The sequence below is a fragment of the Streptomyces sp. KL109B genome, from assembly GCF_030766935.1.
GTDB lineage: Bacteria > Actinomycetota > Actinomycetes > Streptomycetales > Streptomycetaceae > Streptomyces.
In genome coordinates this window covers 562688-580045 of record NZ_JASERL010000006.1, presented here as the reverse complement: position 1 = coordinate 580045, position 17358 = coordinate 562688, and the positions used below count along the sequence as shown (strand labels likewise).

Annotated in this window: 16 protein-coding genes; 11 read left to right on the top strand and 5 right to left on the bottom strand. The window is 71.2% G+C overall.

The window, feature by feature from the left end; all coding sequences use genetic code 11:
* Window positions 1-12 precede the first annotated feature (12 nt).
* Window positions 13-1254 (bottom strand): oxygenase MpaB family protein, encoded by a 1242-nt coding sequence (locus tag RBJ65_RS23355; RefSeq protein WP_306319103.1) that lies wholly within the window; start codon window positions 1252-1254, stop codon window positions 13-15.
* Window positions 1255-1419: 165 nt separating this feature from the next.
* Between RBJ65_RS23355 and RBJ65_RS23350 the strand changes: the two genes are divergently transcribed.
* The 4 genes from RBJ65_RS23350 (at window position 1420) to RBJ65_RS23335 (ending at window position 5879) form a co-directional block, all read left to right on the top strand.
* A complete protein-coding gene (locus tag RBJ65_RS23350; RefSeq protein WP_306319102.1) occupies window positions 1420-2067 on the top strand; it encodes a TetR/AcrR family transcriptional regulator in 648 nt (215 codons plus the stop codon).
* 139 nt (window positions 2068-2206) lie between these two features.
* Window positions 2207-4039: a long-chain fatty acid--CoA ligase gene (locus RBJ65_RS23345; RefSeq protein ID WP_306319101.1), complete on the top strand. Its 1833-nt coding sequence runs from the start codon at window positions 2207-2209 to the stop codon at window positions 4037-4039.
* A gap of 8 nt (window positions 4040-4047) precedes the next feature.
* A complete protein-coding gene (locus RBJ65_RS23340) occupies window positions 4048-4698 on the top strand; it encodes a TetR/AcrR family transcriptional regulator (RefSeq protein WP_306319100.1) in 651 nt (216 codons plus the stop codon).
* 38 nt (window positions 4699-4736) lie between these two features.
* Window positions 4737-5879: an acyl-CoA dehydrogenase family protein gene (locus RBJ65_RS23335; RefSeq protein WP_306319099.1), complete on the top strand. Its 1143-nt coding sequence runs from the start codon at window positions 4737-4739 to the stop codon at window positions 5877-5879.
* On the opposite strand, the gene RBJ65_RS23330 is transcribed toward RBJ65_RS23335, so the two are convergent.
* The 3 genes from RBJ65_RS23330 to RBJ65_RS23320 all read right to left on the bottom strand — a co-directional run bounded on the left by RBJ65_RS23330 (window position 5854) and on the right by RBJ65_RS23320 (window position 8111).
* The gene (locus RBJ65_RS23330) at window positions 5854-6261 is read right to left on the bottom strand and encodes a DUF6194 family protein (protein ID WP_306319098.1); all 408 of its coding nucleotides are present in this window, start codon (window positions 6259-6261) and stop codon (window positions 5854-5856) included. The genes RBJ65_RS23335 and RBJ65_RS23330 overlap by 26 nt on opposite strands.
* Entirely contained in the window at window positions 6147-7403 is a 1257-nt protein-coding gene (locus tag RBJ65_RS23325) for an MFS transporter (RefSeq protein WP_306319097.1), read from the bottom strand. Before RBJ65_RS23325 ends, RBJ65_RS23330 begins: the two co-directional genes overlap by 115 nt.
* Before the next feature lie 150 nt (window positions 7404-7553).
* Window positions 7554-8111: a TetR/AcrR family transcriptional regulator gene (locus RBJ65_RS23320; RefSeq protein WP_306319096.1), complete on the bottom strand. Its 558-nt coding sequence runs from the start codon at window positions 8109-8111 to the stop codon at window positions 7554-7556.
* 214 nt (window positions 8112-8325) lie between these two features.
* Between RBJ65_RS23320 and RBJ65_RS23315 the strand changes: the two genes are divergently transcribed.
* On the top strand, window positions 8326-9288 hold the full coding sequence (locus RBJ65_RS23315) for a helix-turn-helix domain-containing protein (RefSeq protein WP_306319095.1): 963 nt from the start codon (window positions 8326-8328) through the stop codon (window positions 9286-9288).
* Window positions 9289-9296: 8 nt separating this feature from the next.
* Here RBJ65_RS23315 and RBJ65_RS23310 read toward each other — a convergent pair whose 3' ends face one another.
* Complete coding sequence (locus RBJ65_RS23310; protein ID WP_306319094.1) at window positions 9297-10886, bottom strand: molybdopterin-dependent oxidoreductase; 1590 nt, start codon at window positions 10884-10886, stop codon at window positions 9297-9299.
* A gap of 164 nt (window positions 10887-11050) precedes the next feature.
* On the opposite strand from RBJ65_RS23310, the gene RBJ65_RS23305 reads away from it, so the two are divergent.
* From RBJ65_RS23305 to RBJ65_RS23280, 6 genes are all read left to right on the top strand, one after another.
* A complete protein-coding gene (locus RBJ65_RS23305) occupies window positions 11051-11707 on the top strand; it encodes a fasciclin domain-containing protein (protein WP_306319093.1) in 657 nt (218 codons plus the stop codon).
* Window positions 11708-11857: 150 nt separating this feature from the next.
* Window positions 11858-13183 (top strand): NAD(P)/FAD-dependent oxidoreductase, encoded by a 1326-nt coding sequence (locus tag RBJ65_RS23300; protein ID WP_306319092.1) that lies wholly within the window; start codon window positions 11858-11860, stop codon window positions 13181-13183.
* The gene (locus RBJ65_RS23295; RefSeq protein WP_306319091.1) at window positions 13180-13944 is read left to right on the top strand and encodes a DUF1365 domain-containing protein; all 765 of its coding nucleotides are present in this window, start codon (window positions 13180-13182) and stop codon (window positions 13942-13944) included. The genes RBJ65_RS23300 and RBJ65_RS23295 overlap by 4 nt, the downstream gene beginning before the upstream one ends.
* The gene (locus tag RBJ65_RS23290) at window positions 13941-15218 is read left to right on the top strand and encodes a class I SAM-dependent methyltransferase (RefSeq protein ID WP_306319090.1); all 1278 of its coding nucleotides are present in this window, start codon (window positions 13941-13943) and stop codon (window positions 15216-15218) included. Before RBJ65_RS23295 ends, RBJ65_RS23290 begins: the two co-directional genes overlap by 4 nt.
* Window positions 15215-16504 (top strand): cyclopropane-fatty-acyl-phospholipid synthase family protein, encoded by a 1290-nt coding sequence (locus RBJ65_RS23285; protein ID WP_306319089.1) that lies wholly within the window; start codon window positions 15215-15217, stop codon window positions 16502-16504. Before RBJ65_RS23290 ends, RBJ65_RS23285 begins: the two co-directional genes overlap by 4 nt.
* Window positions 16501-17301, top strand: a complete 801-nt coding sequence (locus tag RBJ65_RS23280) for a DUF1295 domain-containing protein (protein WP_306319088.1) — start codon at window positions 16501-16503, stop codon at window positions 17299-17301. Before RBJ65_RS23285 ends, RBJ65_RS23280 begins: the two co-directional genes overlap by 4 nt.
* The last annotated feature ends 57 nt before the right edge of the window (window positions 17302-17358 follow it).

The following is a 17358-nucleotide window of genomic DNA, read 5'->3' as shown; positions in this document are numbered from 1 at the left end:
GTGCTCGCCTCCTCAACTGACGCTGCTGCTGGGCCTGTTGGTGTCCGGGATGCTGATCTCCGTGCCCTTCCCCTTGGTGAGGAAGGCGAGAATGTACTGGCGTGCCGCCTCGTCGACCGTCCAGGCGAGCGGCGGCACCAACGGGAGCGGCAGCAGCCCCTCCCGGAACGCGACGAGCTTGGGCCACACGGCCGCGATGGTCTTCTCCCAGAACGGCTCTTCGGGGATGCGGTCCATGTCCGCTACGCGGTCGCCGACGAGATAGCGGGCGAGCGCGTTGCACAACGGCCGGTCGATACCGCCGGGGCTGGTCTGCTCCGCGAGCTGTCCGAGCAGGATGTCGGTGAGCTCGACGCCCTCCTTGGTGGAGGTGAGGATCGGGTCGAGGACCTGCTTGGACTGGGCGTTGGCCGCGTCCCACGTCTTGGGGATGTACTGGTCCTGTACGCCGAGCATGTGCACGGTGACCTGCCACAGGTGCAGATAGGCCTCGGACTCGGCGGCGGACACCGGCACCTTCCACTCGATGAGCTTGCCCATCGCGTACGTGGCGAGGCTGTGCCAGGTGACGAGGATGTCGGCCTGGCTGATGGGTATCTTCTGACCACCACTCACCTGCGACCAGCCCGGTGACTTGGGCAGCAGGTGCCGGACCGCCGCGTGCACCATCCGCGTCTTGACGGCCTGCACGACGCAATCGCCGTCCGCGCGATACGCGTTGAGGTCGCCGACGGCGAAGCCGAGCATGCTCGTCTTCGCGACGCGGTCCTCCATGTCGGCGCCGCCCTTGGAGTAGTACACGGCGCGCGCTTCCCTGGGGATGGCGGTGCTGAGCATGCCGCCACCGATCCCGTTGAGCACGTTGAGGTAGAAGCCGCGCGTCTTGTTGAACTCGGCCGCGGTCTCCAGCTTGCCCCGGTCGGCCCAGGACGGCAGTTGCCGCGCCTTGTCCACGAACTCCCTTACGTCCTGCGGGAGTCCGGCGGGCGCCGCCTGGTCGTTGCGCGTCCATGTGCGCAGTTGTTCGTTCACCTTCGCTACGTCGCCGCGGTCGATGACCGAGGCGACGAGCTTGTCCACTTCGTCGTCCCAGACCCACTCGGGGTCGACCCCCGCACCCGTTCCGGCGACCGAGTCGCCCGGCGACCAGGTCCACAGGGACCGGGCGCTCGCCGGGGAGGCCGCGCCCAGTGCGCCCAGCGCACCGAGGGCTCCGCCGGCGAGCAGCATGTTCCGCCTGCTCAAGCCATCCATTGCTCCGAACTCCTCCTTGAGTTCCGTGACTCGTACGACCGTCAACACGCCCTGCCGATCCGGCAGTTGCGTTGGTACGATGAAACACGTTGAGCATCTCTGTACCAAAGGGGAGCACAGACGCGGCGTGAACGCCAGAGGCTTCACGGAATCAGGGAGGCACCTGTGGAACCGAACGTGCTGGAGCTGGCCTTCAGCGACTCCGCCACCGGAACCGACTCCGGCACCACCCCCGACGACGAGGTGACGATCCGTCTGCTGGACGCCGCCTACGAGCAGTTCTGCCGCATGGGCATCAAGCGCTCGACCATGGCGGACGTTGCGCGGATCGCGGGGGTCTCGCGGATCACCGTCTACCGCCGGTTCGCCACCAAGGAGGCGCTGGTGGAGCAGGTCGTACGGCGTGAGTTCCGGCGCTACTTCGACCGGTTCACGGAAGAGATCCGGGGCGCGGACACGGTCGCCGACCGGGTCGTGCTCGGCTTCGTCGGCTCGCTGCGCGCCATCCGCCACAACCGGCTGATCGGCGGCCTGATGGCGGTCGAGCCGGACACCGTGGTGCCGTCGATGACCGCCGACGGGGGCCGCACGCTGCACGTGGTGCAGCAGTTCGTCGCGGCGCGGCTGCGCCAGGAGCAGCGGGCGGGGCAGGTCGCCGCCTCGGTGGACGTGGACGTGGTGGCCGAGATGATGGTGCGGGTGTGCACGTCGTTCCTGGTCGTGCCGAGTCATGTCGTCGACCTGGACGACGACGAGCGGATGCGGGAGGTGGCGCGGCAGTTCCTGGTGCCGATGCTGGGGCCGCCGACGTAGGCCGCGGCGCGGCGACCCGGCACACGGTGACGACGACGCGAGTTATTGACACGGCGCCAATAACGGTCCACGGTGGGCACCGCTCACGTACCACCGCCCACCCCCGCACGTTCGCCGACGCACGTATTCGGGAGCCGCCGTGACGTCAACAGAGCCGCTGCGCCAGTCCGTTGACGGGCTGACGATCACCACGCTATTGCGCCGCAACGCCCAGGAGCACGGGGACCGCCCCGCGCTCACCACCGGACTCGGCCCGGACGCGGGCACCCTGACCTGGTCCCAACTCCGCGCCGAGGTCGCCGCGCTCACCCGCGGCCTCGCCCAACTCGGCCTGAACCGGGGCGAGCGCCTCCTCATCGCGATGTCGAAGCGCGCCGAGCACTGGGTCACCGATCTGGCCGCGGCGCACATCGGGGCGCTGCCCTGCAGCACGTACGACACACTCAGCACGGAACAGATCGGTGTCATCGCCCGGCACAGCGCCGCCACAGTGCTCGTCCTCGAGGGCGAGGAGCAGGTGCGGCGCTGGGCGCCCGTCCTCGACGACCTGCCGCACCTGCGCGCCGTCGTCGTCCTCGACTGGTCGGCCGCCCCCGCGGACGACCAGCGCTTCGTCAGCTACGCGGCCGTGCGCAACGCGCTGCCGCCCGACGACGCGGCGTTCGAGACCCTCACCGACGCCGTGACGACGGACGATCCGCTCGCCCTCGTCTACACCTCAGGCACCACCGGCGACCCGAAGGGCGTGGTGCTCTCGCACCGCAATGTCATCCACGAATCCGTGATGCAGGAGCAGTTGGTGCCGCTGCCGGAGCATCCGCGCTCGGTGGCGTATCTGCCGATGGCGCACATCGCGGAGCGGGTCCTCGGCATCTACATGCCGATCTGCAGCGCGGGCCATGTCACCATCTGCCCCTCCCCCGACCAGCTCCTGACCGCCCTCCAACAGGTGCGCCCGCACGGCTTCTTCGGCGTGCCACGCGTGTGGGAGAAGCTCTCGACCGGGCTGCGCGCGCAGCTCGCGGCGCTCCCCGAGGAGCAGGCGACGGCGCTCGCGCAGGCGCGGAAGACGGCCCTCGAAGTGTTCCGGCTGCGCTCCGACGGCAAGGGTGTGCCGCCCGAACTCGCCGAGCAGTTGCAGAAGTTCGACGAGGCGGCGCTGCGCCCGCTGCGCGCGGCCATCGGCTTCGGCGACTGCCTGCGGGCGTTCAGCGGCGCCGCCCCGATCCCCACCGCCGTACTGGAGTTCCTGGCGGGTGTCGGCCTGCCGGTGTACGAGGTGTGGGGCCTGAGCGAGACGACGGGCGCGGCCACGGTCAGCACACCCGATGTGTTCGCGCTCGGCTCGGTCGGCCGCCCGGGGCCCGGCATCGAGGTCAAGGAGGCCCAGGACGGGGAGCTGTTCGTGCGCGGCCCGGTCGTCTTCACCGGGTACCTCCAGGCGGACGGCTCGGTGGCCTCCGGCACGGACGCCGATGGCTGGCTGCCCACCGGCGACGTCGGCACCGTCGACTCGCGTGGCATCGTCACCGTCACGGACCGCAAGAAGGAACTCATCATCACGGCCGGCGGCAAGAACATCGCCCCGACGCGGATCGAGTCCCTGCTGCGCGCCCACCCCTTGATCGGCCAGGCCGTCGCGATCGGCGACCGGCGCCGCTACGTGACGGCGCTGCTGGTCCTCGACGAGGAGGCGGCCCCGCACTGGGCGCGCGCCAACGGCATCGACGCCACAGACCTCGACGAACTCGCCGTGCACCCCGAGGTGTTGACCGCTATCGACGGGGCGGTCGAGGAGACCAACGCGGTGCTCGCGCGCGTGGAACAGGTCAAGCGGTACCGGGTCGTCGCCGGGCCCTGGACGGCGGAGACCGGCGAGCTGACACCGAAGCTGAGCCTGCGCCGCCGGGCCATCGACGATCTGCACGCGGAGACCATCGAGTCGTTGTACGCGTCGGCGGACGGGGAGTAGGGCACTCGATGGCAGCCCAGCACCAGGCCGCCCAGAACCGGGCCACGCGACCTCAGGCCGCCCGGCGCCGCCGTATGGAACCGGACGAGCGCCGCGCGGAGATCCTCGCCGTCGCCCGCAAGAGGTTCGGGTCCGCCGGCTACGCCTCGGTGTCGATCTCGGACATCGCGGCGGAGGCCGGCGTGGCCCGCGCCCTGGTCAACCACTACTTCGGCGACAAACGGCAGCTGTACCTGGAAGTCGTACGGCAGATGATGGTGATCCCGGCCTCCGTCTCCCAGCGGCTGCCGCGGGCCACGGCCGAGCAGCGGCTCGCCGTGTGCGTCGACCGCTGGCTCGAAGTCGTCGACCGGAACCGGGACATGTGGCTCGCGGCCATCGGCATGGACTCGCTGGGCGATCCGGAGGTCGATCGGATCATGCTGGAGGCCGACGAGATCGCCACCGACCGGATCCTCGAAGCCGCGATGATGACCGATGTCACCGAAGGCCGGGAGCAGTTGCGGGCGATGATGCGCGCCCAGAGCGCCATGCTCAAGGCGGCCTCCCGGGAGTGGCTGGAGCGCGGCACACTCACCCGCGACGACCTGCACGTGTTCCTCACGCGCACGGTGCTCCACCTGCTGCACACGGTGTTCCCCGCGGTCCGCAACGCCTGAACACACCTTCCCCCTTTCCCTCCTTGAGGAGACACACCATGCCCCGAGTCCTGTCCGACGAACGCCGTGACCTGGTGAAGGCCATCGCGGACTTCTGCAGCCGCGAGTGCGGCACGAAGGAGCAGCGCGACAAGCTGACGGCCAACGGCCAGGAGCCCCACAACCAGCAGCTGTACGAGAAGATGGCGAAGCTCGGCTGGCTCGGCATCGCCGTCCCGGAGGAGTACGGCGGCGCGGGCCGCGGCATGGTGGACCTGTCCCTGTTCCTCCAGGAGACCTCGTACGGCCGGGCCCCCATCAGCGGCTTCGGCACGACGATCATCACGGCGGCGGCGTACGAGAAGTTCGGTACCGAGGAGCAGAAGCGGACCGTCCTCGAAGGTGTCGTGAACGGGCGCGTCGAGTCGGTGTCGATGTCGGAGCCGGGCGCCGGTTCGGACGTGGGCGCGCTGACCTGCAAGGCGGAGCGCACGGCGGGCGGCTATCTGGTCAACGGGCAGAAGACATGGTGTTCCAACGCCCACTTCGCCGACCACATCCTCCTCATCGCCCGCACCGAGCCGGGCTCGTCGAAGCACGAGGGGCTCACGCAGTTCATGGTGCCGACGGACGCCGATGGCCTGACCATCAGGGGCATCGACACGATGGGCGGCCGTGAGGTCAACGACCTCTACTTCACGGACTGCTTCGTCCCGGACTCGGCGGTCGTCGGCACCCCGGGGCAGGCCTGGAAGCAGCTGATGGCGGGCCTGAACCTGGAGCGGATGATCCTCGCCGCGATGATGCTCGGCGTGGCCCGCCGCGCCTTCGACGACACCTTGGCGTACGTCCGCCAGCGCGAGCAGTTCGGCCGCCCCATCGGCTCCTTCCAGGCCCTCAAGCACCGCATCGCGGACATGGCGACGGAACTGGAGTGCGCGCAGCTCCTCCTCGACGACGTGGCCGCGGCGATCGACGCGGAGCCGGACCACGTGTTCGCCCGCGAGGCATCCATGGCGAAGCTCAAGTGCACGGAGCTGGCCAAGCACGTCACCTTGGAGGGCATGCAGATGATGGGGGGCTACGGCTACGCCACCGAGTACGGCATGGAGGCCATGCTGCGTTCCACCGTGGTGTCGACGGTGTACGGAGGCACGAGCGAGATCCAGCGGGACATCATCGGGAAGACGTACGGCCTGTAGTCCCCGCCGACCGCTCGAAGCGGGCGCGCGCCGCGTCGTGTGCGGCGCGCGGCAGGCGCAGCACCGTGGCGTGGGTCCGCTCGCCGGGGTTCACGACGCAGACCCAGTACTGAGCCCCGTACCCGGGGTGCGGCGGCACGGTGTCCACGGCGGCGTAGTCGCGCGGCGAGTCTCCGGTCAGGTCCGGGAACGCGGCCCGGTCGACCTTGATGTTCACGCGCTCCCGGTCGGGGGCGTCGAGGCCGTCGCCCCCGAAGCCTCCCCCGCTCAGTCGAGCCGCTCGCCCTTGCGTTCCGGGATGACGAACATGGCGAGGATGTCCGCTACGTAGATCGCGGAGAGCAGGCCGATGGCGACGGCGAAGCCCCAGCGGTCCGCGCACAGCGCCACCACGACGGGCGCGAAGCCGCCGACGGCGCGCCCGATGTTGAACAGGGTGTTCTGCGCGGTGGCCCGCACCCGCGTCGGGTACAGCTCGGCCATGAGCGCGCCGTAGCCGCCGGTCATGCCGTTGGCGAAGAGGCCCATGACGGCGCCGCCGATGAGCAGCGCCCACGGCGAGACGAGCTGGCTGTACGCGAGGACGGAGACCGCCGCGCCCACCTGGAACAGCCAGAACGTCCTGCGGCGGCCGAGCCGGTCGGCGAGTTCGCCGAAGAGGAGGATGCCGAGGGCCATACCGATGACGGTGGCGGCGGTCCAGCCGGAGGACTTGGTGAGGCTGTAGCCGAACCGTTCGCTGAGGTAGGTCGGCAGCCACGTCATGATGCCGTAGTAGCCGAAGTTCTGGACCGAGGTCAGGACGAGGACGCCGAGGCTGGCGCGGGCCGTGGAGCCGTCGTGCACCAGCAGTTTCAGGGAGTCGAGTGCGGAGATGCGCTCGCCCTGCTCGCGGGTGCGCGTGAAGTGCTCGGGCTCGTGCAGCCGCGAGCGCAGCGCGATGGCGACGACGGCGGGCACGGCGCCGATCACGAAGAGACCCTGCCAGCCCCACGCCGCGAGCACGGGAGCCGAGATCAGCGCCGCCGCCAGCACGCCCGCCTGGAAACCGAGCGCGACCAGCGACGTCGCGCGCGCCCGCTTCTTGCTCGGCCACGCCTCCGCCGCGAGCGTCATGCCGATGCCGAACTCGCCGCCGATGCCGACGCCGGCCAGGAACCGGAACGCGGACAGCTCCCCGTACGAGGTCGCGAGCGCCGAGAGGCCGGTGAAGACGGCGAAGAAGATCACCGAGTAGGTGAGGACCTTGACCCGGCCGATGCGGTCGGCCAGCATCCCGAAACCGAGCCCGCCGACCACGGCGCCGATGAGCGTGATGGTGGCGAGCGAGCCGCCCTGGGCCTTGTCCAGGCCGAGGTCGGCGGAGATCGCCGAGAGGGCGAAGCTCAGGATCAGCAGGTCGAAGCCGTCCATCGCGTAGCCGAGCGAGGAGGCGAACACGGCCTTCTTCGCGTAGCGGCTCGGCTTGTCGTCGCCGCTGTCGGCGAGCGGTGCGTGCGCGGCTGGGGAGTCCAGTTGTGTCATGGGCGGGATGTCCGTCGTTCCGTCGTTGCGTCGCGCGAGGTGGCGTGAACACACCTCGAGGCGGACGTCGTGCCCAACCCAGGGGGCGAGTCTTTCACACCAGGGTCAGTGCCCTTGACGCAGGTCAGCGCGCACGCCCCGGGCCCGGTCTCACGCCGCCGCGCGCAGCACCGCCTGCGCCGCCTGCCGGGCGTGCAGCGCGGCGTCCACGTCCCCCGCGAACGTCGCGAGCGCCATCGCCCCGTCGAACAGCACGGCCAGCTGGGCGCCGATCGCCACCGGGTTACGCAGCCCCGCACCCTCCACCAGGTCGGTGAGCAGGGTGCGCAGCGCCTGTTTGTGGGTCTGTACGGCGGTGACGACGATCGGCGCCGCCGCGCCCACCTCCCCGAACGCGCCGGCGAACACACAGCCCCGGAAGCCCGGTTGGTGGAACCAGTCGTGCAGGAAGTCGAAGGGGCCGAGGACCTTCGCGAGGGGGTCGTCGATCGAGCCGACGCGCTGCCCGATCGCCGTACGCGCCACCTGGTCACGCCGGTCGAGGCAGGCCGCGAGGAGCAGGTCCTTGGACGGGAACATCTGATAGAGCCGCTTCAGCGGCACCCCCGACTCGTCCCTGACCCGGCGCATCGTCACCGCGTGCACACCATGGGTGTAGAAGAGATCGTCCGCGACTTCCACCACGTGAGCCCGCGGGTCGTCCTGCATCAACGGGCCGTCCCCTCCACCTTCTTCACCGTCAAATCACCGCTCCCGCGCGCCCCTTGAGCGCCCGACACGCCTCGCGCGCCGCCTTGAGAACCGCCGTTCTCGCCACTATGGTCCCAGCATAGAACACACCTGACGGCACGCGCGCCGGTTCTTCTGACCACCCGGAGCGCGCGTCCGCGACACCCACGCCGTGGCGGATTCGGGGGAAGCCGTGCTGCGTATTCACTTCAGTGCCGGGGATCTGACCCGGACCAGGATCGCCGAGGAACCGGACCCGCTCTGGGAGATCGTGCTGAGCCTGCACCAACTCCAGGAGATGCGGCGGGAGCCGGTGCTCAACGCGTGGCGCAGGCGGCAGAGTTCGCGCGACATCGGCGCGCTGCGGATGCTCTCGCCGCTGATGCCGGCGCGCGGCTACTTCCCGGACTTCCTGACGCCGGCCGCGGGCCTCGGCGGTCTCGACTGCGGAATCGACGCGGTGTTGTCGACTCCTCGGCGTCAACTACGCGCGGAGATGACCCTGTTGGCGGGTCGCAACGCGCTGCCGGACTGGACAAGGCAGTTGGCCGTCGGCGAGCTGGGCGCGGTGCACCTGCTGGGCAGGGCCCTGCGCGCCTATCACGCGTCCGTGCTGGCCCCGGCCTGGCCGGAGATCGCCGCGCGGGTCGAGGGCGACCGCAGGCACAGAACGGGAACGCAGTGCCGGCTCGGCACGGAGGAGATGCTGCGCACGTTCGCGCCGATACTGCGCTGGCAGTCGCCGGTCCTGGTCGCCGACTACCCCGTCGAGCGGGACATCCACCTGGAGGGGCGCGGCCTGCTCCTCGTGCCCTCCTACTTCTGCCGCCGCACACCGGTCGCCCTGCTGGACGAGGCGCTGTGGCCGGTCCTGGTGTACCCGGCCCGGCAGCTGATCCCGGAGGTGGCCGGTCCTGGCTCGCGGCTCGCCCCACTGCTCGGGCACACGCGCGCGGCGGTCCTTGAGGCGCTCCAAGAGCCGTGTACGACCACGGAGTTGGCGCGCCTCGCCGGGGTTTCGCTGTCCTCGGCGAGCGAGCACGCGGCGGTGCTTCGACGCGCCGGACTCATCGCCAGCACGCGTGAGCGCCACCGCATGCACCACAGCCTCACGCAGCTCGGCAGCCATCTGCTCAGCGGGGCGCTGGTGGGCTGAGCCGCGGTTCAGGCGTCGACCGTGACCACCACGGAATGCCAACCGGAGGCGCCGTCGGGGACGGTACGAGTGCGCTGTTCGGTCTGGGTGGTGCCGGTGCGGTCGGTGGCGCGGACCGTGAGGGTGTGGGAACCCTTGGTGGCCTGCCACTCGTAGGACCACGGGCGCCAGGTGTCGCGGGTGTCCTCGGTGGCGAGGCGGGCTTCCCGCCAGGGGCCGTCGTCGACGCGGAGCTCGACCTTGTCGATGCCCCGGTGCTGCGCCCAGGCGACTCCGGCGACCATCACGGTGCCGGTGTTCGGTCGGGCGAAGGGTTTGGGGGTGTCGATGCGTGACTGGGTCTTGATGGGGGCGCGGCGGGCCCAGTCTCGCTTGACCCAGTAGGGGTCGTAGGCGTCGAAGGTGGTGAGTTCGATGTCCTGGATCCACTTGCAGGCGGAGACGTATCCGTACAGGCCGGGGACGAGCATGCGGACGGGGAAGCCGTGCTCGAAGGGCAGCGGTTGGCCGTTCATTCCGACGGCCAGCATCGCGTCGCGGCCGTCCATCACGTCCTCCACCGGGCTGCCGATGGTCATGCCGTCCACCGACCGGGCCACCAGTTGGTCGGCGGGTCCGCCCTCGGACGGGGGCACCACGCCGCACCGCTTCAGCAGCTCGGCCAGGCGGACGCCGATCCAGCGGGCATTGCCGACGTAGGGGCCGCCGACCTCGTTCGACACACAGGTCAGGGTGATGGTGCGCTCGATCAGCGGCATCGTCAGGAGGTCGCCGTAGGTCAGTGTCCGTTCGTGGCGGACGCCCTGGCCGTGGATGCGGAGTGTCCAGGTGGTGGCGTCGACCTTGGGGACGACGAGGGCGGTGTCGACGCGGTAGAAGTCGGCGTTCGGTGTCACGTACGGGCTGATGCCGCGGATGCGCGGCGCGGCGCCCCGAGGAGTGGCGGCGGCCTTCGACGCCGGTGCGGGGAGCACCACCTCCTCGCGGGAGGCGACGGCGTTCTGGGCTCCGGAGCCGTTCAGGGCCCGGCCCGCCGCTCCGGCTCCGGTCGAGGCGGCGGCCGCCGCGGTGGCGGCGAGGACGAACCGGCGGCGGTCCCAGCCCGGTTCACCCGCGTCCGGTGCCACCGGGCCCGCGTCCAGGCGTCCGATCAGCCAGTACAGCAGTACGGCGCCGACGGCGGCTCCGGCCAGCGAGGGCAGGGCATCGGCCGGGCTCGTCGAGTCGGGGCGACCGGTGGCGGCGAGCGCGCCCACCGCGCCGAAGACCAGGACGCCGAGCGATCCGATGCGACGCCGGCGGGTCGCGAGGATGCCGAGGGTCAGGGCCAGGAGCGTCAGCACGGCGAGGATGCCGAGTTGCAACACCAGCTTGTCGTTGGTGCCGAACTGGCGGATCGCCCAGTCCTTCACGGCGGGCGGGGTGCGGTCAATGGCCGCTCCACCGACCGCGACGACAGGACCCGACTCGGGCCGCACCGCCGCGGATACGAGTTCCGCGAGCGCGACGGCCCCGTACCCGGCAAGCAGGCCGCTCAGCGCGCCGAGGGAGAGCCGCTTGATCCCGCGGGGCCGGTGCCGTGTCACGTCGTCGTCCATGTCGGGGAATCCGTCCTCGTGGCGGATCCGGATTGGTCGTCGCCGCCCATTGCTCGCCCTTCTTCACTCGTTCGTGGAAGCGACCAATCCGCCCGGACGGCCGGGCCGGATTACCGGCGATGAGAGCACCTGGCTCTCACGGATCCGATCGTTGAGGGATTTCCATGCAGACTCGCGTCCGTCGTGTCGCCGTCGCCTTCGCCGCTGCCGCCATGCTGCCGCTGGCACTGAGCGCGTGCTCCGACAGCAGCTCCAAGGACTCCGCGTCCGACAGCAGTTCCGCCTCCGCGTCGAAGTCGAAGAGCGGCGACGAGGACAGTCCGTCGGACGGCACGGCGACGACGAGCAAGCCGTTCGGCGCGGCCTGTTCGTCGGTGCCCAAGGACGGCAAGGGTTCCTTCGACGGCATGGCCAAGGACCCGGTCGCCACCGCCGCCTCGAACAACCCGGACTTGTCCACCCTTGTCACCGCGGTCAAGAAGGCGGGCCTGGTGGACACGCTCAACAACGCCCAGAACATCACGGTGTTCGCGCCGACCAACGACGCGTTCGCCAAGATCCCGAAGGCGGACCTGGACAAGGTGCTGGCCGACAAGGCACAGCTCACGAAGATCCTCACGTACCACGTGGTCGGCGAGAAGCTCACGCCGAAGGACCTGGAGAAGGGCTCGTTCGAGACGCTGGAGAAGTCGAAGCTGACGACGTCGGGCTCGGGCGAGTCCTACAAGGTCGACAAGACGGCCAACGTGGTGTGCGGCAACGTCAAGACCGCCAACGCCAACGTCTACATCATCGACAGCGTCCTGATGCCCAAGAGCTGACCCCGGAAGACGGACCCGCCCCCGGCCCAGCGGACACGGCGGGCGGGCCCGCCCCCGGCCCGGAAAAAAGATCAACTCTCGCCAATCCGCTCTCCGGCCCGCTCCGGATTACCCATGAGACAGCTTTCGCGGCGGGTGAGAGGAGAGGCGATGTCGACGGCGCCGAGGGGCACCGGCAGGGCGGCCGGAGGGTCGGGGGGCCCGGGCGACGGTGCCGGGCGGCGGCGCACCGCCGTCATAGGCAGCGGCGTGGCCGGGCTCACCGCCGCGCACATCCTCGCCCGCACGCACCACGTCACCCTGTACGAGGCCGACGACCGGCTCGGCGGACACGCCCACACCCACGACGTGACCGCACCCGACGGGACGGACCACCAGGTCGACTCCGGGTTCATCGTCCACAACCGGCACACCTACCCGAACCTCCTGCGGCTCTTCGCCGAGCTGGGCGTCGCCACACAGGAGTCGGAGATGAGCATGTCGGTGCGGTGCGAGGGCTGCGGACTCGAATACGCGGGCGCCCGCGGCCCCGCGGGTCTGTTCGCGCGGCCCCGCAACGCCCTGCGCCCCGCCTTTGTGCGCCTCCTCGCGCAGGTGCCCGCCTTCCACCGGGCCGCGCGACACCACCTCGCACGGGAGGCCGAACAGGACCTCACGCTGGGCGAGTTCCTGGACCGCGAAGGCTTCTCCCGCTACTTCCGTACGCACTTCATGACGCCGCTCGTGTCGGCCGTGTGGTCCTGCGACGCGGCCACCGCGCAGCGCTACCCGGCCGCGTACCTGTTCCGGTTCCTGGAGCACCACCGGATGCTGTCGGTGGGCGGCTCGCCGACCTGGCGCACGGTGACCGGCGGGTCGCGCGGGTACGTCGACCGGGTGGTCCGAGGCGTGCACGAGGTGCATCGCGCCACCCCGGTCCGCGCCGTGCACCGGCATCCGGACGGCGCGAGCCTCACCGCCGCCGACGGCCGCACCCGCTCGTACGACTCGGTGGTCGTCGCCACCCACCCGGACCAGGCACTACGGATTCTGGCCGATGCCACCGTGCCGGAGAAGGAGGTGCTCGGCGCCTTCCGGTACTCCCGCAACGCGACGCTCCTGCACACCGACACCAGCCTGCTGCCGCGTGCCAGGGGTGCCCGCGCCTCCTGGAACTATCTGATGCCGTCCTGCACGGCGGGCGCCGACCGGGTGCGCGTCAGCTACGACATGAACCGGCTCCAGCGCCTGGACGCCCCCGAGACGTACGTGGTCACGCTGGGCGGCGAGGACCGTGTCGACCCGGCGCGGGTGCGGGCCCGCATGGTGTACGAACACCCGGTCTACACCCCGGAGTCGGTGGCCGCGCAGCGGCGGCTGCCCGAACTGAACACGTCCACCACCGCGTTCGCCGGGGCCTATCACGGGTGGGGCTTCCACGAGGACGGCTGCCGCTCCGGCGTCGCGGCCGCCGCGGCACTGGGGGTGCGGTGGTGAACACGGCCCCCGCCCTGTACCGCGTCACGGTCGGGCACGTACGGACCGCGCCGCGGCGCTACAGCCTGCGGCATCGCACGTACATGTGGCTCATCGACCCCGATCACCCTCCGGAACTCCCGGCGGCGCTGCGCCCGTTGGCCGGTTTCGACGCCCGCGACCACTTCGACGGCGACCGTCCCTCGATCCGCGCGGGCCTTGACGCGTGCCTCGCCGAGCACGGCGTCGACCTGGAGGGCGGCGGCGTCGTGATGCTCACCCACGCGCGCGTCTTCGGCCACGTGTTCAATCCGCTCACCCTCTACTGGTGCCACGGCCCCGACGGCGCGCCGCGCTGCGTGGTCGCCGAGGTCCACAACACGTACGGCGGGCGCCACAGTTATCTGCTGCGCCCCGACGCCGCGGGACGGGCCACGACGGACAAGGAGTTCTACGTCTCGCCGTTCTTCCCGGTCGACGGCCGCTACCGCATGCGGCTGCCCGCCCCGGGAGACCGGGTCGACCTCACCGTGCAACTGGAGCGGGACGGCGGAAGACCCTTCACCGCAACCGTGCGGGGCTCCCGACACGAAGTACGTACGCGGACCCTGGTCGGCTTCGCCCTGCGCAGACCGTGGTCCACCCTCGCCGTGTCCGTGGCCATCCGCGTGCACGGCGTCCGCCTGTACCTACGGGGCCTGCCCGTGCGGCCCCGCCCCGACCACGCCCACCAGAGCACCGAGCACCGCACCGAACACAGCACCCCGGAGTACGAGTCATGAGAACCGGCGACCCCCGCCCCGCCCCGGCCCGCCATGCCGCGGCCGCCCCCGTGGACCCGGACCGCTGGCCCGACGTCGCCGCCACACCCACCGCATCGGCCGCCAGGACCGCCGTCGCCGCGGCCGTCGTCCGGCACGCCCTGCGCCGGCTGCCGCTGCGCGTACGGTTCGCCGACGGATCCGAACTGGGCCTGGGTGGACCGCTGTTGTGCATCCACCGGCCCGACGCGTTCCACGCCCGTATCGGCCTGCACGGTCTGATCGGGTTCGGCGAGTCGTACATGGCCGGCGAGTGGGACGCCCCCGATCCGGTGGCCGCCCTGACCGTGCTCGCCGCGCACGTCGCGGAACTGGTGCCCGCTCCCCTGCAGCGGCTGCGCGGCCTGTGGGCGCGGCGTCAGCCGTCGGCGCGGCGCAACACACCGGCCGGTTCCCGCAGCAACATCAGCCACCACTACGACCTGTCGAACGACCTGTTCGCGCTCTTCCTCGACGAGACGCTGAGCTATTCCTCGGCCGTCTTCCGTGGTCTGCCCGCGCACTGGGACCTGTTGGCGGACGCCCAGCGCCGCAAGGTCGACCGGCTGCTCGACCTCGCCGAGGTGCGGGACGGCAGCCGGGTCCTTGAGATCGGCACCGGCTGGGGCGAACTCGCGATACGCGCCGCCGCGCGCGGCGCCCGTGTCACGTCGCTGACCCTCTCCGCCGAACAGCGCGAGCTCGCCCTCGAACGGATCGCGGCGGCCGGACTCACCGACCGCGTCGGCGTCGAACTGTGCGACTACCGCGAGGCGCGGGGCACGTACGACGCGGTCGTCAGCGTCGAGATGATCGAGGCCGTCGGCGCCGAGTTCTGGCCCACCTACTTCCGCACCCTCGACGCGCGCCTCGCGCCGGGCGGCCGGGCCGCGCTCCAGGCCATCACGATGCCGCACGACCGGATGCTGGCCGGCCGATCCACGTACACCTGGATCCAGAAGTACATCTTCCCCGGTGGCCTGCTGCCGTCCGTCGAGGCAATCACCGAGTCCGTACGCGACCACACCGGCCTCACGCTCGCCCGCCGCGACGGCTACGGCGCCCACTACGCGGAGACGCTGAGGCTGTGGCGGGAACGGTTCACCGAGCGCGCGGACGACGTCGACGCGCTCGGCTTCGACGAGACGTTCCGCCGCATGTGGACCTTCTACCTCGCCTACTCCGAGGCCGGCTTCCGCTCCGGATACCTCGACGTACAGCAGTACTTGCTCACCAAGGAGGAGACCGACCGATGACCGGTGCCGCCCACCGTCTCGCTTCACTCGCCGAGACCGCGCTCGGTGGCCCGCTCCCGGTACGCCTGCGGACCTGGGACGGCGCCGAGACGGGTCCGGCCGACGGGCCCGTGGTCGTCGTCCGCTCCCGCCGCGCGCTGCGTCGACTCCTGTGGAATCCGGGCGAGTTGGGGCTCGCCCAGGCCTACGTCACCGGAGAGATCGACATCGAGGGCGATCTGGCCACCGGGCTGCGCGCCATGTGGTCGGCGGCCCCCGAACGCGGCCTGCACGCACCCGAGTTGTCCCTCACCGAACGGGTCCGCGCGGCTGGTACCGCCGCCCGGCTCGGCGTCGTGGGTCCTCCCCCGGCGCCGCCCGCCTCGCAGGCCCGGCTGCGCGGCGCGCCGCACAGCAAGTCCCGCGACCGGGCCGCCATCAGCCACCACTACGACCTGTCCAACGCCTTCTACCGGCTGCTTCTCGACGAGACGATGGCGTACTCGTGCGGCTACTGGGTGAGCGAGGCGCCCGAGTTCACCCCGGCCGACGCCCAGCGCGCCAAGCTGGAGCTGATCTGCCGCAAGCTCGGCCTGGAACCGGGGTCGCGGCTGCTCGACATCGGCTGCGGCTGGGGCTCCCTGACGCTGTACGCGGCCGAGCACCACAAGGCGCGGGTCACCGCGGTGACACTGGCGCGCGAGCAGGCGGCCCACGTCCGCGAGCGGGTGCGTAAGCGGGGTCTCGCGGACCGGGTGGACGTGGTGTGTCAGGACTACCGGGACATCGGCGGCGGTGACTACGACGCGGTCGCCACCGTCGAGATGGGCGAGCACGTAGGGGACTCCGAGTACCCGGCGTTCGCCGCCGCGCTGCACCGGATGGTCCGCCCGGCCGGCCGTGTCATGGTCCAGCAGATGTCACGCGGCGCGGTGGCTCCGGGCGGTGGCGCGTTCATCGAGGCGTACATCGCGCCCGATATGCACATGCGTCCGCTGGGCGAGTCCGTCGACCTGCTGGAGGGCGCCGGACTCGAGGTGCGGTCGGTGGAGTCGCTGCGCGAGCACTATGTACGCACCGTCGGCGCCTGGCACCGCACGCTGGAGGAGCGCTGGCCGGAGTTCGTGAAACTCGTCGGTGAGGAGACGGCCCGCGTGTGGCGTCTGTATCTCGTCGGCGGCGCGCTCGCCTTCGAGGAGCGGCGCATGGGCGTCGACCAGATCCTCGCCGTCCGGCCGACGGAGACCGGGCTGAGTGGTGCGCCCGCGACGCCGCGCGACTGGTACCTCGGTCTGGACGCGCCGTGAACGGCTTCGCCTGGGGCGGCTTCGGGGTCGGACTGGTGTGGTCGGCCGGCGCCGCGTTCGCCGTCATGCTGGTCACCTTCGCCGTGGCCGTGCGCAAGGGCCTGCACCGGATCGTCGACGTGGCGTGGGGGCTCGGGTTCTCGGCGGTCGCCGTGGTGACCCTGGCGGCGTCGGCGGGCACGGGCGACCCGGCGCGGCGGGCCCTGGTGACGGTACTGACGGTGGCCTGGGGGCTGCGGCTCGCCGGGCACATCGCCCGGCGCGGACGCGGGCACGGCGAGGACCCGCGCTACGAGCGGATGCTGGCCAAGGCCCCCGGCAACCGGAACCTGTACGCGCTGCGCATGGTGTATCTGCTCCAGGGCGCGCTCGTGTGGCTGGTGTCGTTGCCGGTCCAGGCAGCGCAGTACGTGCCGGGACCGATGGGCGCCGTCGCCTGGGCCGGCGCCGCGCTGTGGGTTGTCGGTGTGTTCTTCGAGGCGGTGGGGGACGCGCAGCTCGACCGGTTCAAGGCGGACCCGGCGAACAAGGGCCGGATCATGGACCGGGGCCTGTGGAGCCTGACCCGTCACCCGAACTACTTCGGGGACTTCTGCGTCTGGTGGGGCCTGTTCCTGATCACGTGCGACTCGCTCGCCGCGGCGTCCGTCTCGGTCGTGTCGCCGCTGGTGATGACCCTGCTGCTCACGAAGGGCAGCGGGCAACGGCTGCTGGAGCGGCACATGGCCGGGCGTCCCGGTTATGCCGAGTACGCGGCTCGCACCAGCGGGTTCTTCCCGCTGCCACCTCGCCGTTGACGTGTGTGGCGGCGTGTGCGGAGGCCCCGTCCCGCTGATGCGGGGCCTCCAACGCTC